This is a genomic window from Burkholderia sp. AU4i (assembly GCF_000466765.1).
GTDB classification, from domain to species: Bacteria; Pseudomonadota; Gammaproteobacteria; order Burkholderiales; family Burkholderiaceae; genus Burkholderia; species Burkholderia cepacia.
The window spans coordinates 14,404-38,672 of the sequence record NZ_ASSI01000063.1 but is presented as its reverse complement, the minus strand read 5'-3'; the positions used below and the strand labels follow the sequence as shown (position 1 = coordinate 38,672).

24 protein-coding genes are annotated in these 24,269 nt (G+C 68.4%); 14 read left to right on the top strand and 10 right to left on the bottom strand.

Features of this window, described 5'->3' with window-relative positions; all coding sequences use genetic code 11:
- Nucleotides 1-45: 45 nt before the first annotated feature.
- Nucleotides 46-1,719, bottom strand: a complete 1,674-nt coding sequence (locus L810_RS15210) for a phospholipase C (protein WP_021159176.1) — start codon at nt 1,717-1,719, stop codon at nt 46-48.
- Nucleotides 1,720-2,068: 349 nt separating this feature from the next.
- On the opposite strand from L810_RS15210, the gene L810_RS15205 reads away from it, so the two are divergent.
- Nucleotides 2,069-2,980: an EamA family transporter gene (locus L810_RS15205; RefSeq protein WP_051392267.1), complete on the top strand. Its 912-nt coding sequence runs from the start codon at nt 2,069-2,071 to the stop codon at nt 2,978-2,980.
- Nucleotides 2,981-3,006: 26 nt separating this feature from the next.
- On the opposite strand, the gene L810_RS15200 is transcribed toward L810_RS15205, so the two are convergent.
- Nucleotides 3,007-3,480 carry an Lrp/AsnC family transcriptional regulator gene (locus L810_RS15200; RefSeq protein ID WP_021159174.1) on the bottom strand — a complete coding sequence of 158 codons (474 nt, stop codon included), beginning with the start codon at nt 3,478-3,480 and terminating at the stop codon, nt 3,007-3,009.
- A 319-nt stretch (nt 3,481-3,799) separates the two neighbouring features.
- On the opposite strand from L810_RS15200, the gene L810_RS15195 reads away from it, so the two are divergent.
- The 6 genes from L810_RS15195 to L810_RS15170 all read left to right on the top strand — a co-directional run bounded on the left by L810_RS15195 (nt 3,800) and on the right by L810_RS15170 (nt 8,207).
- Nucleotides 3,800-5,185 (top strand): amino acid permease, encoded by a 1,386-nt coding sequence (locus L810_RS15195; RefSeq protein WP_021159173.1) that lies wholly within the window; start codon nt 3,800-3,802, stop codon nt 5,183-5,185.
- A gap of 45 nt (nt 5,186-5,230) precedes the next feature.
- On the top strand, nt 5,231-6,433 hold the full coding sequence (locus tag L810_RS15190; RefSeq protein ID WP_021159172.1) for an amino acid aminotransferase: 1,203 nt from the start codon (nt 5,231-5,233) through the stop codon (nt 6,431-6,433).
- A 164-nt stretch (nt 6,434-6,597) separates the two neighbouring features.
- Entirely contained in the window at nt 6,598-6,996 is a 399-nt protein-coding gene (locus tag L810_RS15185) for a DUF488 domain-containing protein (RefSeq protein WP_021159171.1), read from the top strand.
- 158 nt (nt 6,997-7,154) lie between these two features.
- Nucleotides 7,155-7,439 carry a DUF1488 domain-containing protein gene (locus L810_RS15180; RefSeq protein WP_042974849.1) on the top strand — a complete coding sequence of 95 codons (285 nt, stop codon included), beginning with the start codon at nt 7,155-7,157 and terminating at the stop codon, nt 7,437-7,439.
- Between the two features lie 22 nt (nt 7,440-7,461).
- Nucleotides 7,462-7,701 carry a hypothetical protein gene (locus tag L810_RS15175; RefSeq protein ID WP_021159169.1) on the top strand — a complete coding sequence of 80 codons (240 nt, stop codon included), beginning with the start codon at nt 7,462-7,464 and terminating at the stop codon, nt 7,699-7,701.
- Between the two features lie 155 nt (nt 7,702-7,856).
- Nucleotides 7,857-8,207: a hypothetical protein gene (locus L810_RS15170; protein WP_021159168.1), complete on the top strand. Its 351-nt coding sequence runs from the start codon at nt 7,857-7,859 to the stop codon at nt 8,205-8,207.
- A gap of 48 nt (nt 8,208-8,255) precedes the next feature.
- On the opposite strand, the gene L810_RS15165 is transcribed toward L810_RS15170, so the two are convergent.
- The 3 genes from L810_RS15165 to lhpI form a co-directional block, all read right to left on the bottom strand.
- Nucleotides 8,256-9,035 (bottom strand): helix-turn-helix domain-containing protein, encoded by a 780-nt coding sequence (locus tag L810_RS15165; RefSeq protein WP_021159167.1) that lies wholly within the window; start codon nt 9,033-9,035, stop codon nt 8,256-8,258.
- A 16-nt stretch (nt 9,036-9,051) separates the two neighbouring features.
- Nucleotides 9,052-9,456, bottom strand: a complete 405-nt coding sequence (locus tag L810_RS15160; RefSeq protein ID WP_021159166.1) for a response regulator transcription factor — start codon at nt 9,454-9,456, stop codon at nt 9,052-9,054.
- A gap of 167 nt (nt 9,457-9,623) precedes the next feature.
- On the bottom strand, nt 9,624-10,559 hold the full coding sequence (gene lhpI, locus L810_RS15155; protein ID WP_042974847.1) for a bifunctional Delta(1)-pyrroline-2-carboxylate/Delta(1)-piperideine-2-carboxylate reductase: 936 nt from the start codon (nt 10,557-10,559) through the stop codon (nt 9,624-9,626).
- A gap of 263 nt (nt 10,560-10,822) precedes the next feature.
- Between lhpI and L810_RS15150 the strand changes: the two genes are divergently transcribed.
- From L810_RS15150 to L810_RS15125, 6 genes are all read left to right on the top strand, one after another.
- On the top strand, nt 10,823-11,560 hold the full coding sequence (locus tag L810_RS15150; RefSeq protein ID WP_021159164.1) for a FadR/GntR family transcriptional regulator: 738 nt from the start codon (nt 10,823-10,825) through the stop codon (nt 11,558-11,560).
- 121 nt (nt 11,561-11,681) lie between these two features.
- Nucleotides 11,682-12,803: a branched-chain amino acid ABC transporter substrate-binding protein gene (locus tag L810_RS15145; RefSeq protein WP_021159163.1), complete on the top strand. Its 1,122-nt coding sequence runs from the start codon at nt 11,682-11,684 to the stop codon at nt 12,801-12,803.
- Between the two features lie 89 nt (nt 12,804-12,892).
- Nucleotides 12,893-13,900: a trans-3-hydroxy-L-proline dehydratase gene (lhpH, locus tag L810_RS15140; RefSeq protein WP_021159162.1), complete on the top strand. Its 1,008-nt coding sequence runs from the start codon at nt 12,893-12,895 to the stop codon at nt 13,898-13,900.
- 172 nt (nt 13,901-14,072) lie between these two features.
- Nucleotides 14,073-16,661, top strand: coding sequence for a penicillin-binding protein 1A (locus L810_RS15135; protein WP_042974844.1), 2,589 nt, complete (start codon nt 14,073-14,075; stop codon nt 16,659-16,661).
- Nucleotides 16,662-16,740: 79 nt separating this feature from the next.
- Nucleotides 16,741-17,610, top strand: a complete 870-nt coding sequence (locus L810_RS15130) for a PilZ domain-containing protein (protein WP_021159160.1) — start codon at nt 16,741-16,743, stop codon at nt 17,608-17,610.
- Nucleotides 17,611-17,833: 223 nt separating this feature from the next.
- Entirely contained in the window at nt 17,834-18,160 is a 327-nt protein-coding gene (locus L810_RS15125) for a DUF4148 domain-containing protein (protein WP_021159159.1), read from the top strand.
- Between the two features lie 135 nt (nt 18,161-18,295).
- On the opposite strand, the gene L810_RS15120 is transcribed toward L810_RS15125, so the two are convergent.
- From L810_RS15120 to L810_RS15110, 3 genes are read right to left on the bottom strand one after another with little or no spacing between them, the layout of a single operon-like run.
- Entirely contained in the window at nt 18,296-19,189 is an 894-nt protein-coding gene (locus tag L810_RS15120) for a DMT family transporter (RefSeq protein WP_021159158.1), read from the bottom strand.
- 8 nt (nt 19,190-19,197) lie between these two features.
- On the bottom strand, nt 19,198-19,986 hold the full coding sequence (locus tag L810_RS15115; protein WP_021159157.1) for a DUF2182 domain-containing protein: 789 nt from the start codon (nt 19,984-19,986) through the stop codon (nt 19,198-19,200).
- A gap of 23 nt (nt 19,987-20,009) precedes the next feature.
- Nucleotides 20,010-20,612, bottom strand: coding sequence for a DUF1326 domain-containing protein (locus L810_RS15110; protein ID WP_021159156.1), 603 nt, complete (start codon nt 20,610-20,612; stop codon nt 20,010-20,012).
- Between the two features lie 348 nt (nt 20,613-20,960).
- On the opposite strand from L810_RS15110, the gene L810_RS15105 reads away from it, so the two are divergent.
- The gene (locus L810_RS15105) at nt 20,961-21,365 is read left to right on the top strand and encodes a lysozyme inhibitor LprI family protein (RefSeq protein WP_021159155.1); all 405 of its coding nucleotides are present in this window, start codon (nt 20,961-20,963) and stop codon (nt 21,363-21,365) included.
- Nucleotides 21,366-21,438: 73 nt separating this feature from the next.
- Here L810_RS15105 and L810_RS15100 read toward each other — a convergent pair whose 3' ends face one another.
- Nucleotides 21,439-22,086 carry a response regulator gene (locus L810_RS15100; protein ID WP_006483707.1) on the bottom strand — a complete coding sequence of 216 codons (648 nt, stop codon included), beginning with the start codon at nt 22,084-22,086 and terminating at the stop codon, nt 21,439-21,441.
- Nucleotides 22,083-24,191, bottom strand: a complete 2,109-nt coding sequence (locus tag L810_RS15095) for a PAS domain S-box protein (protein WP_042974841.1) — start codon at nt 24,189-24,191, stop codon at nt 22,083-22,085. The genes L810_RS15100 and L810_RS15095 overlap by 4 nt, the downstream gene beginning before the upstream one ends.
- Between the last annotated feature and the right edge of the window lie 78 nt (nt 24,192-24,269).

Genomic DNA, 24,269 nt, shown 5'->3' with positions numbered 1-24,269 from the left:
ACGGCCGGCGCGTGAGGCGCCGGCCATGCGGTCATGCAATACCGGTCAGATTGCCGGTGCCGCGCTCAATGCGGTGCCGAGCGTCGGGTCGAGGTACAGCGGCGTCGTGTTCGGCTTCGACGTGAAGTCGAACAGCGCGCGCAGGTCGCCGGCCGTCGCATCGAACGAACCGCCGCCGATGCGCTGGCCGCCGAGCCAGTTGTCCTCGATGAAGCGCACGACGGACGACTGGTCGAGCATCGTGTGGTCGACGTAGTTCTGCTTCGCGTACGGCGAGATCACGATCAGCGGAATGCGCACGCCCGGGCCGCAGCGGCCGTTCACGGTCGCGCCGTTCACGCCGGTGGTGCCGCCCGTGCCGCACTTGCCGTTGCCGTTGACCTGGTCGACCGGGTCGGACGACGCGTGGGTCGGCGCCGTGTACACGTGGTCGTACCAGCCGTCCGAGTCGTCATAGGTGACGATCACGGCCGTGTTCTGCCAGTCCGGCTGCTGCTGCAGGAAGTTGACGACCTTCGTCACGAACGCCTGCTCGTCGAGCGGATCCGAATAGCCCGCGTGCGCATCCTGTGCGGCCGGGGCCTTCAGGTAGCTGACCGACGGGAAGTTCCCGGCCTTCACGGCGGCGAAGAAGTCGTCCGTGTCGTACTGGTGGTTCGCGGGTTCGGCGGTCTTGCCGTCGGCCTGGAAGCTCGAGCCGATTGCCGCGACCGAGCTCGGGCGCGTGTGTTGCGGGTTCGCGGTCGACGCGTAGTACTGGAACCAGTTGTGGTGCGGGATGTAGTCGGCCGTCGCGGCGTTCACGGCGGTGGCGACCGTGCTGCGCGCGCAGCCCGTCGTGCCGTTGCCGTTCGTCGTCGACAGGTTGAAGCCGCCCATGAAGCCGCCCCACGTGATCTTCGCGGCGTTCAGCAGGTCGCCGATGTTCTTGCCCGTCATCATCGCCTGGTCGGTCGTGCTCGAACACACGTCGAAGCCCGGGTCGACGTCGTTGATCATCGTGAGGCCGCCCTGGCCGTCATTGATGTAGTAAGACGAGGCTGCGAGCGTCGAAGGCTGCTTCGACGTCTTCACGATCTGCATCCCGTTGGTCTGGCCCGACACGACGTTCAGCGCGCCCGGCGTCGACGGCCCATAGACCGTCGTGTACGTGTTGTCGCTCATCGCGAAGCGCTGCGCGTAGTTCCACAGTGCGGTCACGGTGTTGCCGTCGAAGTAGCCCATCACCTGGCCCTTCGTGCCGAACGCGCCTGCGCCGCCGGACGAGCCCTTGCCGGTGTATTTCGGGAACAGGTCGGCGAGGCCGTTGTCCTCGGCCTGCTGTTCGGCCGTGTACGCGTGGTTCTGGTCGGCGGTCGCGGCCTGCGTGCGATCGAGGCGGAACGGGTTCGCCGCGTCGGTGCCGTTGGCCGTGTTCGTGAAGTTCGGGTTCGCGGTCAGCAGCGTGCCCGTCAGGCCGTTCGGCGTCGGCGTGCCGGCTTTTGCGGTGAACGCCGGTTCGCCCGACGGGTTCGTCGCGTTCGGGTAGGTGCCGAAGTAGTGGTCGAACGAGATGTTTTCGCCATAGATCACGACGACGTGCTTGATCGGCGTGGCGGTCTGCAGCGCATACTGTGACGACACGGCAGGCGTCGACGTGGGATCGTCGCTGCCGCCGCAGGCGAACAGCGCCAGCGCCGCGGCTGCGCAGGCGGTGACGAGCAAGGCTTGACGGAACATCGGGAAACTCCAGGTAAGGTCTTCGATGGTGGAGAGCGGCTTCGTCGCCGTGTCGGTTCGGCGCGGAGCTCGTGAGAGAGCACGCGCATTGGAACAGCCGCGTATGAAGATATGGGGACGGAGTGGTTTCGCGCCGATTGCGCTGCGGTATCGATTTCATTACGCCGGGACGCAAGGCGAAAGAGAACGGAAAGGGGCAGACCGCCTGCCACCTTTGCGTCACATTCCGCGGCGGGCGGGGCGATTGCCGCGGATGCCGCGCCGGGCGGACGAAAGGGCATCGCTGCCCGGTTCGCGCAACGTGCTGCATCGCGCAAGCTTTTTGACAATCGGATGACGTATTCATACGATGAACGCCCTGCGGCGACGATTTCGCGTGGCCGACCGTCAGCGAGTACTCGTCGTGCCGATCCCCGTCCTGTTTGCCGTTCTGTGTGCCGCATTCCTGCATGCGTCATGGAACGCGCTCGTGCGCAGCAGCGGCGACCGGCTGCGCTCGGCCACCGTGCTGCAGATCGCGATCGGGCTGTTTGCGCTGCTGTTCCTGCCGGCAGCGGCGCCGATCACGCCCGCGAGCTGGCTCTGCGTCGTCGCATCGGCGGTGATCCACGTCGTCTATACGTTGCTGCTGGTGCGTGCGTACGAGCACGGCGACCTGACCGTCGCGTATCCGGTCGCGCGCGGCACCGCGCCGCTGCTCGTCACGCTCGGCGCGGCGGCGTTTGCGGGCGAGCACCTGAATGCCGGCGCGCAATGCGGGCTCGTGCTGATCTGCGCGGGCATCCTGGCGATCGGCCTGGAGCGCGGGCGCGACGCGAAGCACCGGATGATGCAGGTCCTGCCGACCGCGTTCGCGACCGGCGTGTCGATCGCGGCCTACAGCGTGGTCGACGGAATCGGCGTGCGGGAAAGCGGCAACACGGTCGGCTATACCGCGTGGATGTTCGTGCTGACGGGCGCGATGATGGCCGCGTACTACCGGCTGCGGGCGGGGCCGTTACGGCTGACGCAGGATGTCGGCGAAACGGCGAAGGCCGCGTGCGGCGGCGTGTTCGCGGCGCTCGCGTACGGCATCGTGATCTGGGCGATGGATCGCGCGCCGATGGGGCCGGTGTCGGCGTTGCGGGAAACGAGCGTGGTGTTCGCGGCGCTGATCGCGCGCGTATATCTCGGCGAGCGGCTGACGCCGCGCCGGACGGCCGGTTGCCTGGTGATCGCGGCGGGGGCGTTGCTGATCAGTGCGTTCGAGGCGGTGAGGTAAGCGGGCCGCGCGTGCGGCCCGGTGCGTCAGCCTTCCACCGGCATCGCGCTCGTGCACTTGATCTCGTCGAGGCACACGCTCGAATGCACGCCGCTCACGCCGGGAATGCGCATCAGCGTCTCGAGCAGGAACGTGGACAGTCCCTTCAGGTCGCGTGCGACGACCTTCAGCACGTAGTCGATATCGCCCGTCACCGAAAAACACTCCTGGATCTGCGCGAGATCCGACACGAGTTTCTGGAACTTCGACAGGTCGCGGATATGCCCGCGCTCCATCGTCACGTGCACGAAGGCGGTGACGCCAAAACCGAGCGTGTCGGGGCACAGCCGGGTTTCGTAGCGGCGGATCGCGCCGATTTCCTCCAGCCGCCGGTGGCGGCGCAGTGTCTGCGCGGGCGACAGGCCGACCGCCTTCGCCAGATCGAGGTTCGACGCGCGCCCGTTCTCCTGCAGGATCGCGAGCAAGTGCCGATCAAGGCGATCCAGAACCGGTTCATGCATTTTTATTTCCTCATCCGTCTCCTGGATGCAATCTTATCTCATAATGTAGGGTTTGCATGAACGGGTTACGAAACCCGATTTCGCCGTCGCGACGCTAAACTGACGCCGGATTTTCGTGTGCGATCGCAGCAAGGCGGGCGCGGCGACGGTCGGCGGCCGGTCTGGCGGGGACGCCGACGCGAATCGGGCGCCGCCACGCGAAGATTGCAGTCCCCAACCCGGCGGCTCCACGAACGGCCCCGGCACAGCAAAACAGCGCCCGGCACACCGAGGCGCACCGCACCCCGCTTCAGGCGGAGGCGGACAGAGTGGAGAAGACATGGTTTCTGGAAACGAGAGCGACGGCCTGAAGCGCGGGCTGAAGAACCGGCACATCCAGCTGATTGCGCTCGGCGGCGCGCTCGGCACGGGGCTGTTCCTCGGCATCGCGCAGACGATCAAGATGGCCGGCCCGTCCGTGCTGCTCGGCTACGCGGTGGCCGGCATCGTCGCGTTCTTCATCATGCGCCAGCTCGGCGAGATGGTCGTCGACGAGCCCGTCGCCGGCTCGTTCAGCTACTTCGCCAACAAGTATGTCGGCCACTTCACCGGCTTCCTGTCGGGCTGGAACTACTGGGTGCTGTACATCCTCGTCAGCATGGCCGAGCTGTCGGCCGTCGGGATCTACGTGCAGTATTGGTGGCCTGGCGTGCCGACCTGGGTGTCGGCGCTGGTGTTCTTCGTCGCGATCAACCTGCTCAACCTGGCGAGCGTGAAGTCGTACGGCGAGACGGAATTCTGGTTCTCGATCATCAAGGTCGCCGCGATCGTCGGCATGATCGGCTTCGGCGGCTGGCTGCTCGCGAGCGGCCATGCAGGCCCGGAGGCGAGCGTCCGGAACCTGTGGCAGCACGGCGGCTTCTTCCCGAACGGCGTGTCGGGGCTCGTGATGTCGATGGCCGCCATCATGTTCTCGTTCGGCGGGCTGGAGCTGATCGGCATCACCGCGGCCGAGGCCGACGATCCGAAGCGCAGCATTCCGCGCGCGACCAACCAGGTGATCTACCGGATCCTGATTTTCTACATCGGCGCGCTCGCCGTGCTGCTGTCGCTGTATCCGTGGGAAAAGGTCGTCACCGGCGGCAGCCCGTTCGTGCTGATCTTCCATGCGCTGAGCAGCAACCTGGTGGCCAACGTGCTGAACGTGGTCGTGCTGACGGCCGCGCTGTCGGTCTACAACAGCGGCGTGTACAGCAACAGCCGGATGCTGTTCGGCCTCGCGCAGCAGGGCAATGCGCCGAAGGTGCTGTGCTCGGTGAACAAGCGCGGCATTCCGCTCGCCGCGCTCGGCGCGTCGGCGCTCGCGACCGGCGTGTGCGTGCTGGTCAACTATTTCATGCCGGGCAAGGCGTTCGAGGTGCTGATGGGCCTCGTCGTGTCGGCGCTGATCATCAACTGGGCGATGATCACGCTGATCCACCTGAAGTTCCGCCAGGCGAAGCGTGCGGCCCGGGAGGAGACTTCCTTCCGCAGTCTGGGCTATCCTTTCACGAATTACCTGTGCCTGGCATTCATGGCCGGCATTCTCGTCGTGATGTACCTGACGCCGGATCTCCGCCTGTCGGTGTACCTGATCCCGGTATGGCTCGCGGTGCTCGCGGTCGGGTATCGCTTCCGTCAGAAGAATGCAGGCTATGCGGTGCACGACGGCGCATCCGCACGCTGACGCAGGCCGGCCCGATCATTCTTCCAAACGAGACAGACTCAAGCCATGTTCGAACACATCGACGCGTACCCGGGCGACCCGATCCTGACGCTCAACGAGAACTTCCAGAAAGATCCGCGTGACCAGAAGGTCAACCTGAGCATCGGCATCTACTTCGACGCCGAAGGCCGGATTCCGGTCATGGGCGCCGTGCGCGAAGCCGAAACCGCGCTACAGCGCGACCTCGGCGCGAAGCCGTACCTGCCGATGGTCGGCCTCGCCGCGTATCGCGACGCCGTGCAGGCGCTCGTGTTCGGCGCCGATCACCCGGCCCGCGCGGCCGGCCGCATCGCGACGCTGCAGACGCTCGGCGGCTCCGGCGCACTGAAGGTAGGCGCCGATTTCCTGAAGCGCTATTTCCCGGATTCGCAGGTGTGGCTCAGCGATCCGAGCTGGGAAAACCACCGCTTCATCTTCGAGCGCGCCGGCTTCACGGTGAACACGTATCCGTACTACGACGAGGCGACGGGCGGCCTGAAGTTCGACGCGATGCTCGCGGCGATCGACGCGCTGCCGGCGCGCAGCATCGTGCTGCTGCACGCGTGCTGCCATAACCCGACCGGCGTCGACCTCGACGAAGGCCAGTGGGAGAAGCTGATCGACGTGATCGAGGCGCGCGGGCTGCTGCCGTTCGTCGACATGGCCTACCAGGGCTTCGGCGCGGGCCTCGACGCGGACGCGTTCGCGGTGCGCGAACTGGCCCGCCGCGGCGTGCCGGCGCTGGTCGCGAACTCGTTCTCGAAGAACTTCTCGCTGTACGGCGAGCGCGTGGGCGGCCTGAGCGTCGTCTGCGAGGATGCCGCGGCGGCCGACCGCGTGCTCGGCCAGCTGGCCGGCGCCGTGCGCTCGAACTACAGCAACCCGCAGACCTACGGCGCGAAGGTCGTGGCCGCCGTGCTCGGCACGCCGGCGCTGCGCAAGCAGTGGGAAGAGGAACTGGCGGCGATGTGCCGCCGCATCGCGCGGATGCGCCAGTCGATCCATGACGGCCTGCGCGACCATGTCAGCGGCGAGGCACTGACGCGCTACGTGAAGCAGCGCGGGATGTTCACGTACACGGGCCTGACCGAATCGCAGGTCGACGCGCTGCGCGAAGTGCACGGCGTGTACATCCTGCGTTCGGGCCGGATGTGCGTCGCGGGCCTGAACGACTCGAACGTCGCCATCGTGGCCGATGCGATCGGCAAGGTGCTGAAGAGCGGCGTCTGATCGCCGCGCGCCCCGGCGCGCCGCGCGGCTGGCCGAACCGGCTGTCTCCCGCAAGGGGGCAGCCGGTTTTTCGTTGTGCGGCCGCAATGTCCGCCACCCGGCTGACGCGGGCGCAGGCGCGGCGGTACGATCACGCAATCGGACGCAACACGAACAGGAGCGACATGGGCATCCGGATCATCCAGCTCGGCACGCCGCGCGCGGCCGGCGAGGGCCTGCGGATCGGCACGGTGCGGCGGCCGCCGCGCGGCGTGCCGAAGGCGGAATTCGCGTCGCGCAACTACTATGATGTATGGCTGCCGACGTTGTCGCCGAGCCCGGAACTCGTCGCGCAGGCGCAGGCCGCCGAAACGGACGCCGAATGGAATGCGTTCCGGCGTCACTTCCGCGCGGAGATGGCGCATGGCGATGCGCCGAAGGTGCTCGATCTGCTGGCGGCCCTGTCGGCGACCACCGCGTTCTCGATCGGCTGCTATTGCGACGACGAACGCCATTGCCACCGCAGCGTGCTGCGCGAACTGCTCGCGGAACGCGGCGCGACGATCGAGCCCGACGCGGGTTGAGCGTCGGTTGAAGGCGGGTTGAAAGCGAGCGAGCGTGTCGTCGCTAGCCGCGGCGGCACGCTGCCGCCGTCCATCGTGCGGCGCAGCGAACCCGTTGACGTGGGTCAAGCGTGGAGGCGCGCGCGCCACTATGCTCTTGTCATGGAGCGATCACGACGATGACAGGCGGACAGATGCAGATTGCCTTCCCGCCGGAACCGCCCGAATATTGCGCACGCGATCTGGTCGTGGCGTTTTCGGCGCTGGTCGACGGACGTTGCGTGCAGTGCGCGGTCACGGCCGAGGCGCTGGAAGATCATTTCGGCGCGCCGTCGCTGCTCGAACGCGACCTGCTGGCCGCATTCGACGCGCACCGGTCGGCGATCGAGGCGATGGCGCGACGCATGCTCGAGGAAATCGGCGGCCGGCCGGTGCTGCTGCACAGCGGCCACTTCCGGCTCTGAGACGGATACAGCAGGAGGGTGCATGACACTGCAGGGCAACATTCATGAACGCGACTGGTCCGTCGAAGTCGAGACGCGCCCGTGCGAATCGGGCGAATTCCGCTGCCGCGTGTCGGTCGAGCATGGCGCCGGCGCCATGCGCTTTCACCATACGTTCGAGCACAGCCATGCGTATCCGACCGAGCGGGAGGCGATGATCGAAGGGCTGCGGGCAGGCATGACGTGGATCGAGATGAAGGCGTCGCAGACCTTCAACGTATGAACGATCCCGCGCCGACGAAGGCGCGGGCAGACTATCGGCCGGGCCGCGATCGAAGAAATCGCGCCGTGCCACGGGCAACACCTGCCGCCGCATTTCGATGCGGGCGGCATATGCAAGGCGGTCGACGAGCGGGCGGCCCCGTCAGGAGACACGACATGGGCGTGGGCATGCAGATCGCCTGCCATGGATTCGCGGGTACCGCCGCGATCGAAGCCGAAGCCGGCGCGCTGCTGGTGCGGCTCGAGCGCTTCCGCGCGCTGATCGGCGGCTGCCACCTCGCCATCGAATCGCGTGCCGCGGCCGATGGCGCGCGCCGGTTCGACGTGCGGCTCGACCTCGTGATGCACGACACGTCGCGCTGGCTGCTGCCGGCGTGTGTCGGCGACGATTTGGACGACACGCTTCGCCGCGCGTTCAAGCAGGCCGAACAGGCGCTGATCGCATGCCAGGCGGGCGGTGCAAGGGTGGGGCTGCGCGACGCGGCGGCAGGCAGCCCGGCGCAATGAGGCATCGCACGCGATGCCGCGCCGGCGGCCGGGCGTCGGCGCGGCCGGTCAGACCCGGGCGAGCGCTTGCGAGTCGATGATGCGCACGCGCTTGCCGCGCGTTTCGACCAGCGCTTCGCGATGGAACCGCGAGAACATCCGGCTGACGGTTTCGAGCTTCATCCCGAGATAGCAGCCGATTTCCTCGCGCGTCATCCGCAGGTTGAATTCCGTCGCCGAATAGCCGCGTGCCTCGAAGCGCGACGACAGGTTCAGCAGGAATTGCGCGACCCGCTGTTCGGCCGACATCGTGCCGAGCAGCAGCATCTGGCTCGATTCGCGGACGATCTCGCTGCTCAGCATCTGGTAGAGGAAGTGCTGCATCGGCTTGATCTCGCGGCACGCCGCTTCGAGCGCGCCGAACGGGATGATGCACACGACGCTGTCTTCGAGCGCGATCGCGTCGCAGCAGTGCTGGCCGCTGCCGATACCGTCCATCCCGAGCGTTTCACCGGCAATCTGGAAGCCCGTCACGTGTTCGCGGCCGTCGCGATGCATCATCACCGTCTTGAACGAACCCGCGCGCACCGCATAGATGCTCTGGAACGGATCGTCGGTGCGGAACAGCGCGTCGCCCTGGCGCACCTGCCGGGTCGTGCAGATGATCGCGTCGAGGCGGCCGTATTCGGCGGCCGTCAGTTGCGGCGGCAGGCACATCGAGCGCATCGCGCACGCCGAGCAGCGCGCGGCGGGATGCTTGGCGGCGTCGGCACGCGTGACCGCGCGAAGCGGAATCGTCGGCCGGGGCGTGATGGATACGTCGGCGGCGCAGGCGGTGGCTGTGGACATGAGTCACTCCGGCTCGTCAGGGGTGGTGCACGCGAGCGTGCACCAGGGATTCGATGACGCGGCATGCGGCGTCGAATTCGACGGTCTTGTCGAAGAAATAGTCGGCTCCAGCCGACGCGCATGCCTCTCTGAATGCCGGCGCCGAGTGATTCGTCAGCACGATCGTGACAATGCGCGGCGCGGCTTTCGACAGCGTCCCGATCAGGTCGAGGCCGCTGCCGTCCGCCAGCCGCAGGTCGACGATCACGACATCCGCCTGGCTGCTGCGGATGTGCGTCCACGCGTCCTGGCCGTCTTCCGCCTCGCCCACGACGGCGACACCGCGGATCGCGCCGACGAGCAGCGCGATCCGCTGTCGGACGGCGACGGCGTGATCGACGAGAAACACCCGGAGCGCGGCGGGCAACTGGCTGGCATTCATGCCGGCAGTATCGTGTTGCGCCGCCGAAAATGAAATCGGCCGAATTGGAAGTTGATGTAGGCCGCGGCGACGCGTTGTAGGGCGATTCCTACAACGCGTACGGGAAATCGCCGGGGCGGCCCCGGTGTGACGTGCCGTGTGCGGGGCGGGCGGGTCGTGCTGCCGGATCAGCCGGCCCGGCGCGCGTCCAGCGCATCGCGCGCGGTTCGGCACGCGGCCAGATCCCACGCCGCACAGCCGACGCTCTTGAACAGCAGCGGCCCGGTACGGTCGAATGCGCCGCCCAGCACGTCGGCGAGCGACGCGACTTGCTGCCAGTCGACCTGCGCGACGATCAGGTCGCCGGCCTCGTGGCGGGCGCCGGCCCGATCGTCGACGACCAGCCGGCTGGCACGCACGGTGTTCGCGTCGATTTCCGCGGCGTCCGCGGTGAACGCGCCGACGCCGACCACCAGCCGGCCTTCGCGCGCGGCTTCGCGGTAGACGGGCGTGCGGCTCGTCGTCAGCGTCACGACGACGTCGATCGCATCGGGAACCGCGTCGCCGTCGAGCGGTGCGAGATGCGGCGCGTGCGCGCGGTGCGCGGCGCAGAATGCCGCCGCGCTGTCGGCGCGATTGCCGCGCACGTGCAGGCGCGCGTCGGGAAAGATCGCCGCGAGCGCTTCCGCGTGATTGGCCGCCTGCTTGCCGGTACCGATCAACAGGATGTCGCGCGGCGCGGCGCCGTGCAGCGCCTGAATGCCGAGCGCGGTGATGGCCGCCGTGCGGCGTCCGGTGACCGTCGGGCCGTCGAGCGCGAAGCGCATCTCGCCGGTGGTCGCGTCGTACGCGGTCACCTGGCCGAGGATCGTCGGCAGCCCGCGCGCGCCGTTGCCCGGGCACACGTTCACGAGCTTGTGGGTCGCGAGGTCACGCGCGCTCGACGGCATCGACAGCATCACGCCGCCGGCCTGCAGCGGCACGACCAGGCGCTCGGGGCTGACGATCTCGCCCGCCGCATAGTCGGCGACGGCCTGCCTGAGCGTGGCGAGCAGCGCCGGGTAGTCGAGCAGCGCGGCCGTGTCGGCCGCATCGAAAACGGGAATCGGGGAAAGCGCGGTCATCGTGTACGTCGCATGCGTCGGTGAGCGTGGACGACGGGCGCATCCCGCGCCCGCCACAAAGCTGCCGGATACCGTGGCACAGGGCAGTGTGGATCGAATCTATACCACTTTCTGGCCTGCCCGCAACCCAGAAAATAAAGCGCCTCGCCGTTTTTGGTTCTAATATCTGTCCAGAAGGGCTGCCTTGGCCTCGATGCCGGCGCGCTCCGGTATAGTGCGAACCCATTCCAGATTCACGCCCGCGACCGGGCAGGAGCTACACGATGATGTCCGCGCGTCCCGACTCACTCGAAGGCGGATTCAAGCCGCTGCAGATCTACGAGCAGGTGGCCGAGAAGATCCGCGACGAGATCCGCGCGGGGCGCTACGCCGCCGAGTCGCGGCTGCCGTCCGAGCGCGAGCTCGCGGGGCTGTTCCAGGTCGGCCGACCGGCCGTGCGCGAAGCGCTCGGCGCGCTGCAGAACGAAGGGCTCGTGTTCACGAAGCGCAATTCGGGCACCTACGTCGTCGCGGCGCCGCTCGACGTGCTCGCGCAGCGCGGCGACACGCACGAGGCGTCCGAAGCCGATTTCAGCCCGACTTCGACGCTCGACGTGCGGTTGATCCTCGAGCCGGCGATCGCGCGCCTCGCGGCCGCGCACGGCCGGGCCGACGCCGGCGCCGAACGCTACCTGGCCCAGATGGAAACCATTACCGACGTCGACGATCCGCATCAGCGGGCGCTGTGGAACGAGAGCGACCGGTTGTTCCACCGGCAACTCGCGTTGATGACCGGCGACCCGCTGATCGTGAAGATCGCGGACGAAGTCGCGAAGACGATGGACCAGCCGCTGTGGAAGCGGCTGAAGGACGACGGCATCTACGACGCGGGCCGGATCCGGCTCTACGTGTCCGAGCATCGGCTGATCTACGAGGCGATCGTGTCGGGCGACGCCGATGCGGCGGCGTTCTATGTCGAACAGCACATCCGCCGCGTGCGGCGCGACATCGCGCCGAAGTGACCGCGTCGAAATCGTTCTGGTCTGAAAAATGACCAGAATCGAACACTTTATTTTGAAATTGCTTGCGCGGTGACCACGCGTGTCCTACATTGGTTTCACACAAAACCAATCAGGAGACATCATGCGACACCTCGTTACCGCGCTTTCGGTGGCCATCGCCGCCGGCGCGCTGACTTCCGCGCACGCGCAGGAAGTCGTGATGATCGGCCATTCGGCGCCGCTGACCGGCCCGCAGGCCGCGAACGGCAAGGACAATGAAAACGGCGCGCGGCTCGCCGTCGACGAACTCAACAAGGCCGGCATCAAGGTCGCCGGCAAGAGCGTCACGTTCAAACTGGTTTCCGACGACGACCAGGCCGACCCGAAAGCGGGCGTGCAGGTGGCGCAGAACCTCGTCGACAAGGGCGTCGTCGCGGTGCTCGGCCCGTACAACTCGGGCGTCGCGATTCCCGCATCGCGCGTGTACTCGAATGCCGGCGTGCCGATGCTGCCGGTTGCATCGAACCCGGCGCTGACCAAACAGGGCTTCAAGAACATCTTCCGGATCGGCGCGAGCGACGAGCAGCTCGGCGGCACGATGGCCACGTTCGCCGCGAAGACGCTGAACGCGAAAACCGCCGCCGTGATCGACGATCGCACCGCGTACGGGCAGGGCGTCGCCGAACAGTTCATGAACGTCGCGAAGGCGAACGGGATCAGGATCGTCGACCAGGAATACACGAACTCGTCGGCCACCGATTTCCTCGGCATCCTCACCAAGATCAAGGCCAGCAACCCCGACGTGATCTTCCTCGGCGGCTATGCGGCGCAAGGTGCGCCGATGGCCAAGCAGATGAAGCAGCGCGGCCTGCGCGCGAAGCTGCTCGGCGGCGACGGCATCTGCTCGGCCGACATGGGCAAGGTCGCGGGCGACGCGGCGTCGATCGTCTACTGCGCGCAGGGCGGCGTCGCGCTCGAGAAGACGGCGGCCGGCCGCGAATTCCTGAAGAAGTACCACGACACGTATCACACCGATACGCAGGTCTATGGCGTGAACTACTACGACGGGATGAAGCTGCTCGCCGACGCGATGGTCAAGGCCGGTACGACCACCGACAAGGCGAAGCTGATCGCGCAGCTCGCGAAGTCGAACTACGCGGGCGTCGCGGGCACCTATTCGTTCGACGCGAACGGCGACCTGAAGGGCGCGCCGACGACCGTCTACGTGATCCGCAACGGCCTGCCGGAGCCGTACGCGAAGTAAGCGACCCAGCGACGCACCAGGCGCCGCACAAGCCTGTCACCGGACGGCGGCGCGACCGCCGTCCTTCGTTTCCATGCATCCGATCGACCATGAAAATTTCCCGATCCCTTTCCACCGTCGAAGTGCATACGGGCGGCGAAGCGTTCCGCATCGTCACGAGCGGGCTGCCGAGACTGCCGGGCGACACGATCGTCCAGCGCCGCGCGTGGCTCAAGGAGAACGCCGACGAGATCCGCCGCGCGCTGATGTTCGAACCGCGCGGCCACGCCGACATGTACGGCGGCTACCTCACCGAGCCGGTGTCGCCGAATGCCGATTTCGGCGTGATCTTCGTGCACAACGAAGGCTACAGCGACCATTGCGGGCACGGCGTGATCGCGCTGTCGACCGCCGCCGTCGAACTCGGCTGGGTGCAGCGCACGGTGCCGGAAACGCGGGTCGGCATCGACGCGCCGTGCGGCTTCATCGAGGCGTTCGTGAAGTGGGACGGCGAGCATGCGGGGCCGGTGCGCTTCGTCAACGTGCCGTCGTTCATCTGGCAGCGCGACGTGTCGGTCGAGACGCCGTCGTTCGGCACCGTGACCGGCGATATCGCGTACGGCGGCGCGTTCTATTTCTACGTCGACGGCGCGCCGTTCGACCTGCCGGTGCGCGAAGCGGCAGTGGAAAGGCTGATCCGCTTCGGCGCGGAAGTGAAGGCCGCCGCGAACGCGAAATACCCGGTCGTGCATCCGGAGATTCCGGAAATCAACCACATCTACGGCACGATCATCGCGAACGCGCCGCGCCATCCGGGCTCGACGCAGGCGAACTGCTGCGTGTTCGCGGATCGCGAGGTCGACCGCTCGCCGACGGGCTCCGGCACCGGCGGCCGGGTCGCGCAGCTCTACCAGCGCGGGCTGCTCGCGGCCGGCGACACGCTCGTCAACGAATCGATCGTCGGCACGGTCTTCAAGGGGCGCGTGCTGCGCGAAACGACGGTCGGCGGGATGCCGGCCGTGATTCCGGAAGTGGAAGGCAGCGCGCATATCTGCGGGTTCGCGAACTGGATCGTCGACGAGCGCGATCCGCTGACCTACGGTTTTCTCGTGCGCTGAGTCGCCGCGCCGATCGGCCGCGCGTTGCGCGGCTTCCCGTTGTCGTACCAGGCTTGGCGCGTCGTTCCCGTCAGGGAGCGCGCGCCTTTTTTGCGTGTGAACCGGCACCCGGCCGCCCGCGCAGGCGGGCGCGACGCCGTCGCGGTTCGGCCGGCCGCGCGAGTTTGGTACGATGCACCCTTTTCAGCCGAGCTCCACCCGCGTGAATCGCCGAAACGTGTCGTCAGTGCGTGACTTCTGTGCCAGATGGGTTGCGCGCGCCCAACCCGTCGCGGCTGCCGCCGTCGCGAGGGTCAAGCCTCTCGCCGCCGTTGCGTGGCACCACCTGCGTCATCCTACGCGCCGCGGCGTGCTGCTCGCGGGCGCCGCCGTGCCGGCGCTGTTCGTGGCGTACGTGGTCGTGCTCATCCCGTTTACGCCGGGCATCGGCGACATCCGCAAGGCGCGTGTCGACCAGCCCGCGCAGGTGCTGTCCGCCGACGGCAAGCTGCTGGCCGAATTCAAGCCGTCGAACCGGGAATGGGTGCCGCTCAGGCAGATCTCGCCGCACATGGTCGATGCGCTGATCGCGACCGAGGATCACCGCTTCTACGAGCACCACGGCCTCGACTGGAAGCGCACGGCATCGGCCGCACTTCATACGTTCTCGGGCAGCCGCCAGGGCGGCTCGACGATCACGCAACAGCTCGCGCGCAACCTGTATCCGGACGAAATCGGCCGCGCGCCGACGCTCACGCGCAAGGTGAAGGAGGCCATCACCGCGCTGAAGATCGAGGCCGTCTACAGCAAGGACCAGATCCTCGAGACCTACCTGAACACGGTGCCGTTCCTGTACAACGCGTACGGCGTCGAGATGGCCGCGCGCACCTATTTCGACAAGTCCGCCGACGAGCTGGACGTGCTCGACAGCGCGACGCTCGTCGGGATGCTGAAGGGCAACAGCTACTACAACCCGGTGCTGAACCCCGAGCGCGCGCTGCAGCGGCGCAATACGGTGCTCGGCCAGATGGTGAAGTACGGCAAGCTGTCGCCCGCGCAGTTCGCGCAATTGCAGCGCCGGCCGTTGCGGATCGATTTCGAGCGCCAGAAGGAGCCGCCCGGGCCGGCGCCGCATTTCGCGCAGCAACTCCGCAAATGGCTGATCGCGTGGGCCGACCGCAACGACTACAACATCTACTCGGACGGGCTGATCGTGCGCACGACGATCGACTCGCGGTTGCAGCAGATGGCGACGCAGGCGCTCACGCTGCAGGGCAACCAGTTGCAGGGCATCGCGAACAACGCGTGGAGCGGCCGCGACGGCTGCGGCACCGACAACGAGGTCTTCCGCACCTTCATGCGCGAGTCGCCCGAGTACAAGGCCGCGCAGGACGCCGGCAAGGACGACGCGGCCGCGATGAAGCTGCTCGCGGCTGACCGCGGGTTCATGCGTGCGCTGTGCAAGACCAAGACCGACGTGCAGGCCGGCTTCCTCGCGATCGACCCGCGCAACGGGCAGATCCGCGCGTGGGTCGGCAGCCGCGACTTCACCAGCGAGCCGTTCGACCACGTCGCCCAGGCGCGGCGCCAGCCGGGCTCGACGTTCAAGCCGTTCGTCTATGGCGTCTCGTTCGCGAACGGGATGAAGCCGGACGACACGTTCATCGACCAGCCGGTCGAGATCCCGTTGAAGGGCGGCGAGATCTGGCGGCCGAACGACGACGTGCCGCCGACGGGCAAGCCGATGACGCTGCGCGACGCGGTCGCGCTGTCGCGCAACCGGATCACCGCGCAGGTGATGGAGAAGGTCGGGCCGGCCTCCGTCGCCAGGCTCGCGCGCGACATGGGCGTGCGGGAAAGCCCGCTCGAACGCGTGCCGTCGCTCGCGCTCGGCACGAGCCCGGTCACGCTGAAGGAAATGGTCGCGTCGTACGCGACGGTCGCGAACGGCGGGCTGTATGTCGAGCCGCAGATGGTGACGCGCATCGAGAACCGCCAGGGCGACGTGCTCGCCGAATACGCGCCGGCGCCGCCGGAGCGCGCGCTCGACGCCGAATCCGACAAGACGCTGCTCAGCGTGATGCGCGACGTCGTGACGCGGGGCACGGGCGGCAGCATCCGCACGCGCTTCGGGATTCGCGGCGACGTGGCCGGCAAGACGGGTACGACGCAGGACAACGCGGACGGCTGGTTCATCCTGATGCAGCCCGGCCTCGTTGCCGGCGCGTGGGTCGGTTTCGACGACGGCCGCGTGACGTTGCGCAGCGATTACTGGGGGCAGGGTGCGCACAGCGCGCTGCCGATCGTCGGCGATTTCTTCCAGCGTGCGCAGCGCGCCCGGATCGTCGACACGAAGGCGAAATTCGATACCGAGCCGTCGCCGGGCTGGTTCGCGTCGCTGCGCGAGCGCGTGACGGATCTGTTCGACACATGGTTCCCGCCCAAGCCTGAGAAGGCGCCCGCGCCGGCCAGGACGCAGCGGGTGGAGCGCGCGCCCGAGGCTGACACCGGCACGGAATCGGCCGCCTCGGCCGCCTCCGCGCCGGAGGCGGCATCGGGTGGCATCGTCGAGGAATGGGTGCCGGCGTCGGAAGTGGCCGCGTCGGCTGCCGCGCTGTCGGCCGGCGCGTCGCAACCGCAGCCTGCTCAGCCGCCAGCGGGGGCGAGCACGCCAGGCGGGGGCAGCTCGGGCCTCGGTACCGCACCGGCCGCCGCCCCTTCGGCTGCACCGGTCCAGCCGCCCGTGCCGGCCGCTCCCGACGCGAGCGGCGCTTCGCAGTAACGGAGCCGTTCAGATTTCGCGCGCGGCTGCCGTAATCATGGTGTCATGACAGATCGCGCGGTCGCTCCGCGCCTCTCCGATGAGGCTATTTTCCGACTACGTCGCGCTCGCGCGCGACGACCTCGCCGCCGGTGTCCCGCTCGCCTTCGATCTCTACGATGCCGACGGCGCCGCGCTGCTGCCGGCGGGCACGACGCTGCGCGATGCCGCGCAGCATGCATTCCTGTTCGACCATTTCCGGCCGGTACGTCGGCGCGACGACACCGAAGCCGAAGCCGCGCCGCGCGTGCCTGACGGGGTGCCGCACGCCACGCGAATGGGGTTGTCGGCGGGCGCCGCGATCGGCATCCGCCGCCGGGTCGGCACGACCCGCGGGCTGCAGCGCTACCGGCTGATCGGCATTGCCGCATCGGGTGCGCTGTTCGTCGAGCCGCAGCCGGCGGCCGCGTTCGACTTCGCGAGTGGCGACGACATCGAGGCGGTGGCCATCGGCCGTGCCGCGGTGTCGCGTTTCGGTGCGACGGTGGAGTCGGTGCAGGGGGCGGGCGGCGCGCGGTTCCTGGTCCTGTCGCCGCCGGGTTTCGTCGACCGCCTGCGCACACGCGCGGAGCCGCGCGTGCCGGTGCGGATCGCCGCGTGCTGCGCAGGCGGAGCGGAGGGCGCGGAAGGTATGGGGATGGTGCACGACATCAGCGTGAGCGGGCTGTCGATTGCCGTCGACCGGCCGATTGCCGCCATCGGCGAGCCCTTGCGCGTACTGCTGCCGTACGCGACGGGCGGCCGGGTCGAGCTGCTGGCGCTCGACGGCACGGTGCGGGCCGTCCATGCCGACCCGGCGGCGCCCGCGCTGACGCTGCATCATGCGGCGTTCGGCGAGATCGGCGCCGACGACCTGATTCGCCTCAAGGCGCTGCTGTTCGACCGGCTGATGGCGTCGTCGGGGCGCTGATGCCCGGCGGGGCGCGCCGGGCACCGTATCGCAGCATTCGGTGCGCGAACGCCGATAATCGTCTGACGATTCAGTGAATTCCGCGACGATTGTATGTTTTCCGTCAACAGTGAATTCGCGATTTAAGTATTTACCCTGATAGAGCCGCCTCCTAGACTTCTACTCATGCGCAACGACCCCGAGTCCGAAGCGCCTGACAAAACAATCCTGGAGGTAACGCATCATGAAATCGCTGATCAAGGCAGTTGCACTGGCCGCCCTGGTGGCCGCACCGGTCGTTTCGTTCGCCCAGAGCCAGCAGCCGCTGACGCGCGCGCAAGTGCGCGCCGAGCTGGTCCAGCTCGAAAAGGCCGGCTACAACCCGAACGACTGGATCAACTACCCGGAAAACATCCAGGCCGCGCAGGCAAAGATCGCCGCCGCACAGAACACCGGCGCGCAAGCCGACGCAACGGGCTACGGCTCGAACCCTGTCGGGACGTCGCAGTCGGGGCAGCGCGTGCTGGTGCCGGCCGCCACCGACCGTTCGTCGGTGTTCTTCGGCCACTAAGCCTGGCAGCGCCCGCAAGGGCGCCCGGCGCTTGCCGTCTCCTCCGAAACCCGTGCACGGTGTCCGTGTGCGGGTTTTGCATTTGGGCTGCCTGAATCGTCGGGGCGGGCGCGAGCGCGTTGTGCCCGATGCGCATCAGCGGCGGCTGCCCGCCTGGCGCGCGCGTGTCGCGAGCACGGCCGCGACACCGCCGAGGATCGCGGTCGATGCGAGCGCGAGCCGCCAGGTCGGCTGTTCCGACAGGAACAGCACGGCGCCGCACGCAGCGATGGGGGGAACGGAGAGCTGAACCGCCGCGGCGCGCATCGCCGTGAGGTGTCGCAGCGCGGCATACCAGAGCACGTAGCCGAGGCCCGAGCTCAGCGCGCCGGAAAGCACGGCGAGTACGACGCCGGCCGGCGTGACGTGGAAGCGGGCGGCGAGCGCGGCGCTCAGCGCGAGCGCCAGCGGCGCGGCGCGCAGGAAATTGCCGGCGGTCGCCGCGACCGGATCGACGGGCCGACGGCCGCGTATCGAATAGATTCCCCATGCGATGCCCGCGGCCGTCATCAGCGCGGCGCCGCGCGGCGTCGGCGCGGCGAGCCCGGGCGACACGAGATACACCAGTCCGCCGAGCGCCGCGCCGAACCCGGCCCAGCCGGCCGCGGCAAACCGTTCGCCGGCGTGCCATCCCGCCGCAAACATCGTCAGCTGCACCGCGCCGAACAGGATCAGCGCGCCGGTGGCCGCGCTGACGGTCAGGTACGCAAACGAGAAGCACGCGACGTACACGAACAGCATCGCCGCGGCGGGCCAGTCCGCGGGCGGGGCGGGCCGGCGCGCACCCGCGCGGGCGACGATCGCGAGCATCAGCGCGCCGGATACGAGACGCAGGCTGCCGAAGCTGGCCGCGTCGATCCGTCCGGCCTGCAGCGCGAGCCGGCACAGCAGCGAATTCGACGCGAACGCGAGCATCGCGATCGACGTCAGCGCGGCGACGCGCATGCCTGGCCGGACATGCAGCGCGAACGTGGTGGCAAGCGGTCGCATCGCGGGCCTCACGCGTGGCTGGCAACGATCAGCACGGCCGCGCCGAACAACGCGGTGCCAAGCGGCGCGGTGAGCGCCTGCCCCCAGGCCGCATTCTTCTCGAGTGCCATCAACGCGGCGAGCGCCAGCATCCAGCCGAGACTGCCGGTGCCGACGACGAACATCAGCAGCATCAGCGCCCAGCAGCAGCCGACGCAGAAGAGCCCGTGGCTGACGCCGAGCGCAAACGCGTGACGCATCGGCGTGCGGCCACGCCAGCGGCTGATCACGAAACTGAACGGCGTGCGGCAACGATCGAGGCAGTGCGTCTTCAGTCCGCTGAACTGGAACGCGCCCGCGAGCGCGAAGACGGCCGCGCCGATCAGCCAGCCGCGCCACGCGAGCGCCGGAACGCGCGCGACACCTGCCAGCACCAGCCCGTGCAGGCCGTGCGCGACGAGGCCGAAACCGCTCCACGTGGCGACGTAGCCGATGCCGACGAGCGCGAGCAGGCGCGTCTGGTCGGGGCGGCTCGCGACGACCCGGGCGAACGCATCGAACAGCGACAACGTCGTCGGCAGCATCATCGCGAGGATCATCAGCGTCCAGCCGGCCGCGTCGAACGCGGCCGGCAGCCACAGCGTGCCGCCCGGCAGCGCGCGGCATAGCGCGCTGAACGGTGCGGACAATGCGCTGTCGCTGTGGTCGAGATACCGCCCGTACGGGCTGCGCGTCCATGCCCACAGCGTGAGCCACGCGAACGCGACGAGACTCGCGAGCACGAGCGGAAACAGGCGCCGATGGAGCGAAGCAGCCATGACCGTGGGCCTGCAATCGCGCTTCACGCGTCGAACAGGAACGTGCTCTGCAGCGCGTTGTGATTCTTCAGATCGACGTCGATGCCGATCGCCGCGTTCTTTGACCGATAGACCGGCGCCTTGCCGACGAACACGGGCGCGCCGGGTACCGTCGAGAACACGGTGTCGGTCAGCGTCGTCTGCGCGCCGCTCGGGCCGAGATACGGCTCGAGTTCCGCGTGGTAGTCGGTGCTGATCGACAGTGTGCCGCGTGCCCCTTCGACGTTGAACGCGATGGGGGCGCGTTCGATCGACACGACCGTGCCGATCAGTTTCGCGAGTTCGGCGATCGGGCCGCCGGCCTGGCCGGTGTAGACCTTCAGCAGCGCCTGCTCCTGCACGTCGGACGCCGTGTCGCTGACGTAGATCGCGGCCGTCCAGTTGCCTTGCAGGATGTTGCCCGGCACACGACACACGGCGGCGATCGTGTTGCCGCTCACGTCGACGCCGTCGACGGTGCCCTTGTCGACATGCCATGCGACGATCGTGTCGCAGACGCCGAAATCCGGGTCCTCGCCGATCCAGCACGGGCAGAGTACGCGACAGTTGCAGACCTCGAGCAGACGGCCTTCCAGGTGATAGCTCATGATTCCCTCCAGGGAGCGACGGCGAAAGCACGTTGGGCAGGGTGGAGGAACCTGACTGACGAGTCGCCACCCCGCTCGGCGATGCGAACGCGAAATGCGCTGAGGAATGCGCGGAAGCGGAGACGGGATGGATGCGATAGCGCGGGCCTGAAGCGGCGTATCGATTTTCCAGTGTAGGTGCGCGGGGACGATATGCAAGCCGTCGCGGGCGCTGCGATGCCGGCTGACAAGCCGGCGCGCGTGCGCTAGCATCGCGATCGGTATCGCCGCCGCACGGCGGTCGATGCGCGACAGCATGACAGGCCCGGCACCGGGTTCCACGACTTCAACGAACAACAAGGAGCATCCATGCGTGTCTTGACTGGCCTGCTGTGCGCACTGGCGCTGGCGGCGAACGTCGCCCATGCACAGGCGAATTGTGCCGACGCGACGGACCAGGCGGCGATGACGGCGTGCGCCGATCGCGCGTACAGGAAATCCGACGGGGAACTGAACCGTATCTACCAGGCCGTCACCGCGCGCCTGCGCGATGCGCGGCCGCTCGCCGACAAGCTCGTGAACGCGCAGCGTGCGTGGATCGCGTACCGCGATGCCGAATGCAGCTTCTCCAGCGCGAACGCCGAGGGCGGCAGCGCGTATCCGATGGTCGTGTCGACCTGCCTCGACGATCTGACGAAAGCGCGCACCGAAACGTTGAAGGGTTATCTGTCGTGCGAGGAAGGCGATCTCGCGTGCCCGGTGCCCGCGAAGTAGGCGTGGTGAGCCGCCCACGGTCGGGCGCACGGCGCGCGACCGGGCGGCGCACGCCATCCGCTGGCAGACGTCGCTAGACGTCGTCCGTTTCGTCGAGCAGCTTGTGCCGCATCGCGTAGCGCACCAGCGCCGCTTCGTGCGGCATCTGCATCTTTTCCAGGATCCGTGTCTTGTACGTGCTGACCGTCTTCGCGCTCACGCACAACGCGTTGGCGATCTCGGTCAGCGTCTGGCCCGCCGCGATCCGCCGGAACACGTCGAATTCGCGATCGGACAGCCGCTGGTGCGGCAACGTCTCGGCCGGCTCGTTCAGGCTCTGCGCGAACTGCTCGGCCATCGCGAGGCTCACGTAGACGCCGCCCGACGCCACCTTCGTGACCGCGCCGACCAGCTCGGCGCTCGCGCTTTCCTTCGTCAGATACCCCGACGCGCCGGCGCGGAACGCGCGCACCGCGTACTGCTGCTCCGCGTGCATGGTCAGCACGAGCACACGCAGCGCGGGCTTCTCGTCCTTGATCTGCTTGATCAGCTCGACGCCGTTGCGGCCCGGCATCGACAGGTCGAGCACCAGCACCTGGGCGGGCGTGGCGCGCACGAGCGCGATCGTCGACGGGCCGTCGCAGGCTTCGCCGGCCACTTCGAACCCGGTGGCGTTCTGGAGGATGTGCCGCAGACCGTCGCGTACGAGCGTATGGTCGTCGGCGATGAGCACCTTGATCATGTGATGAGCGTTTCCTGTTGTACGGTGCTGAGCGGGAGTGCGACGGTGATCGAGAAACCGCGCGCGAGCGCGGTGTCGATCGTCACGGTGCCGCCCAGCATGTGGGCGCGTTCGCGAATGCCGATCAGGCCGAACGATTTGTCTTCGTGGGCCGGGCCGCCGGGTGCCGAGCCGCGGCCGTTGTCCGCGACGCGCAACACGCAGTAGCCTTCCTCCACGTCGAGCCGCAGCGCGACGCGCGTCGCATCCGCATGGCGCGCGACGTTCGTCAGCGCTTCCTGGACGATCCGGAACAACGTGGTCGCGCCCGTGCTGGTGAACGTGAGGCCGCCCGTTTCGATGTGCCGCTCGACGTCGATCCCGTAGCGGTTCGTGAAATCGTTCGCGAGCCATTCGATCGCCGGCACGAGGCCGAGATCGTCGAGCATCACGGGCCGCAGGTCGGCCGCGATGCGCCGCACCGATGCGACCGTCGCGTCGATCAGCCGCCGCATGCCCTGCAGGTGCGACAGCACGCCCTCGTCGGGCAGCGCGCGGCCGGGCACGCGCAGTTGCTGTTCGACCACCGACAGATCCATCTTCAGCGCGGTGAGCTGCTGGCCGAGGTCGTCATGCAGTTCGCGCGCGATGCGGGTCTTTTCCTCTTCGCGCACGTTCTGCAGGTTCGCCGACAGTTCGCGCAATTCCTCGCGCGACAGCTTCAGCGCATTCTCCGCGCGCTGCCGCTCGGTGATGTCGCGCAGCATCACCGTGTAGAGCTTGCCGGACGCGTCGCGGATCTGCGAGATCGACGCCTCGATCGGGAACTCCTCGCCGTTGGCGCGCAGCCCGAACAGCACCCGCTGGCGGCCCATCTGACGTTCGGACACGCCCGTCACGCCGAACTGGTCGACGTGCTTCGCGTGCGCGGCGCGGAACCGCTCGGGGATGAAGCGCGACAGCGGCGCGCCGATCGCTTCCATCGCGGACACGCCGAACACCTGCTCGGCCATCGGATTGAAGATCACGACCGTCTGCTTCTCGTCGATCGTGATGATCGCTTCCATCGACGAACGGATGATGCCCATCATCCGCGCCTCGTTGAGGATGCCGCGGCTGCTCGCACCGGAATCGGCGGCACCGGTGCGGCGCAGCAGTGCATGGACGAGCATCGCGAACGCGATTGACGCGATCAGCCCGGCAGCGAGCACGGTGCCGGCCGCGCGTTGCGCGCCGGTTGCGCTCGGGCGGCCGTCCGCGGAATAGGCGAGCGTCAGCACGGTGCCGCCGAAGCTCAGCTCGTCGGTGCGCCGCATCAGGTCGGGCGATGCCGACGCCTCGTCGGTCGTCGTTTCGACGCTGACGATCGCACGCCGGTCGCCGCCGGCGGTCATCGACACGTCGATTCCGCGTTCCGCGTCGAGCGCGCGCTCGATCAGGCGACGCGGGCTCAACGCCGCGAACAGCACCCCGTCGGCGGCGGTGTCGCGCGTGCCGGACGGCGGGGCGGCCGCGTGCGGCGACGTGGCGACCGGCACGAACAGCGTGAAGGTGCGGGCGTCGCGGGATGCGTCGTCGTCGGCCGGGTGGACGCCGAGCGCGATGTCGCCGGTCTGCAGCGCGCGCGCGAGCGGTGCCGCGTCGGATGCGCCGAAGCGCACGACGGGCGAATTCGACGCGGGCGCGCTGAGCACCGCGGTCGCGAGCGTGCCGGCCGGCATCGGGTTCGTGCCGGCGAGCGTGGTGCGGGTCGCGGGCGGCAGCGGCGCATAGCCGATCTGGCGAACCGGCGAGCGGCCGCTGTCGAGGTCGAGCGTGTCCGCGTACCGGCGCCACTGCTCGGGCGTCATGTCCGGGACGAGGCTGAACGCGCCGCGCGCGCCTTCGAGCACGGCGACGCCGGACTGCAGCTCGTGGCGGAGCATGGCCGTCACGTGCGACGTGCGGCGTTCGAAACGCGTATGGACGGCGCCTTGCCACTGCTCGCGCACGAGCAGCGCGACGCCGAGCGACAGCGCCGCGCCGGCGCACAGCGCAACGACGCCGGCCGCGAGCGGCTGGCGTAACATGATCTGGAGGCGCGTGGGCCCTCGGGCGTCACGCGTCGGGGTTCCACTGGCGGTCATTCGATGGCCATTCTGTTGTCGGGGGCCGCCCCGTGGCACGAGGGCAGCGCAGCAAAACCGGGCAAAACTCGCACCGGG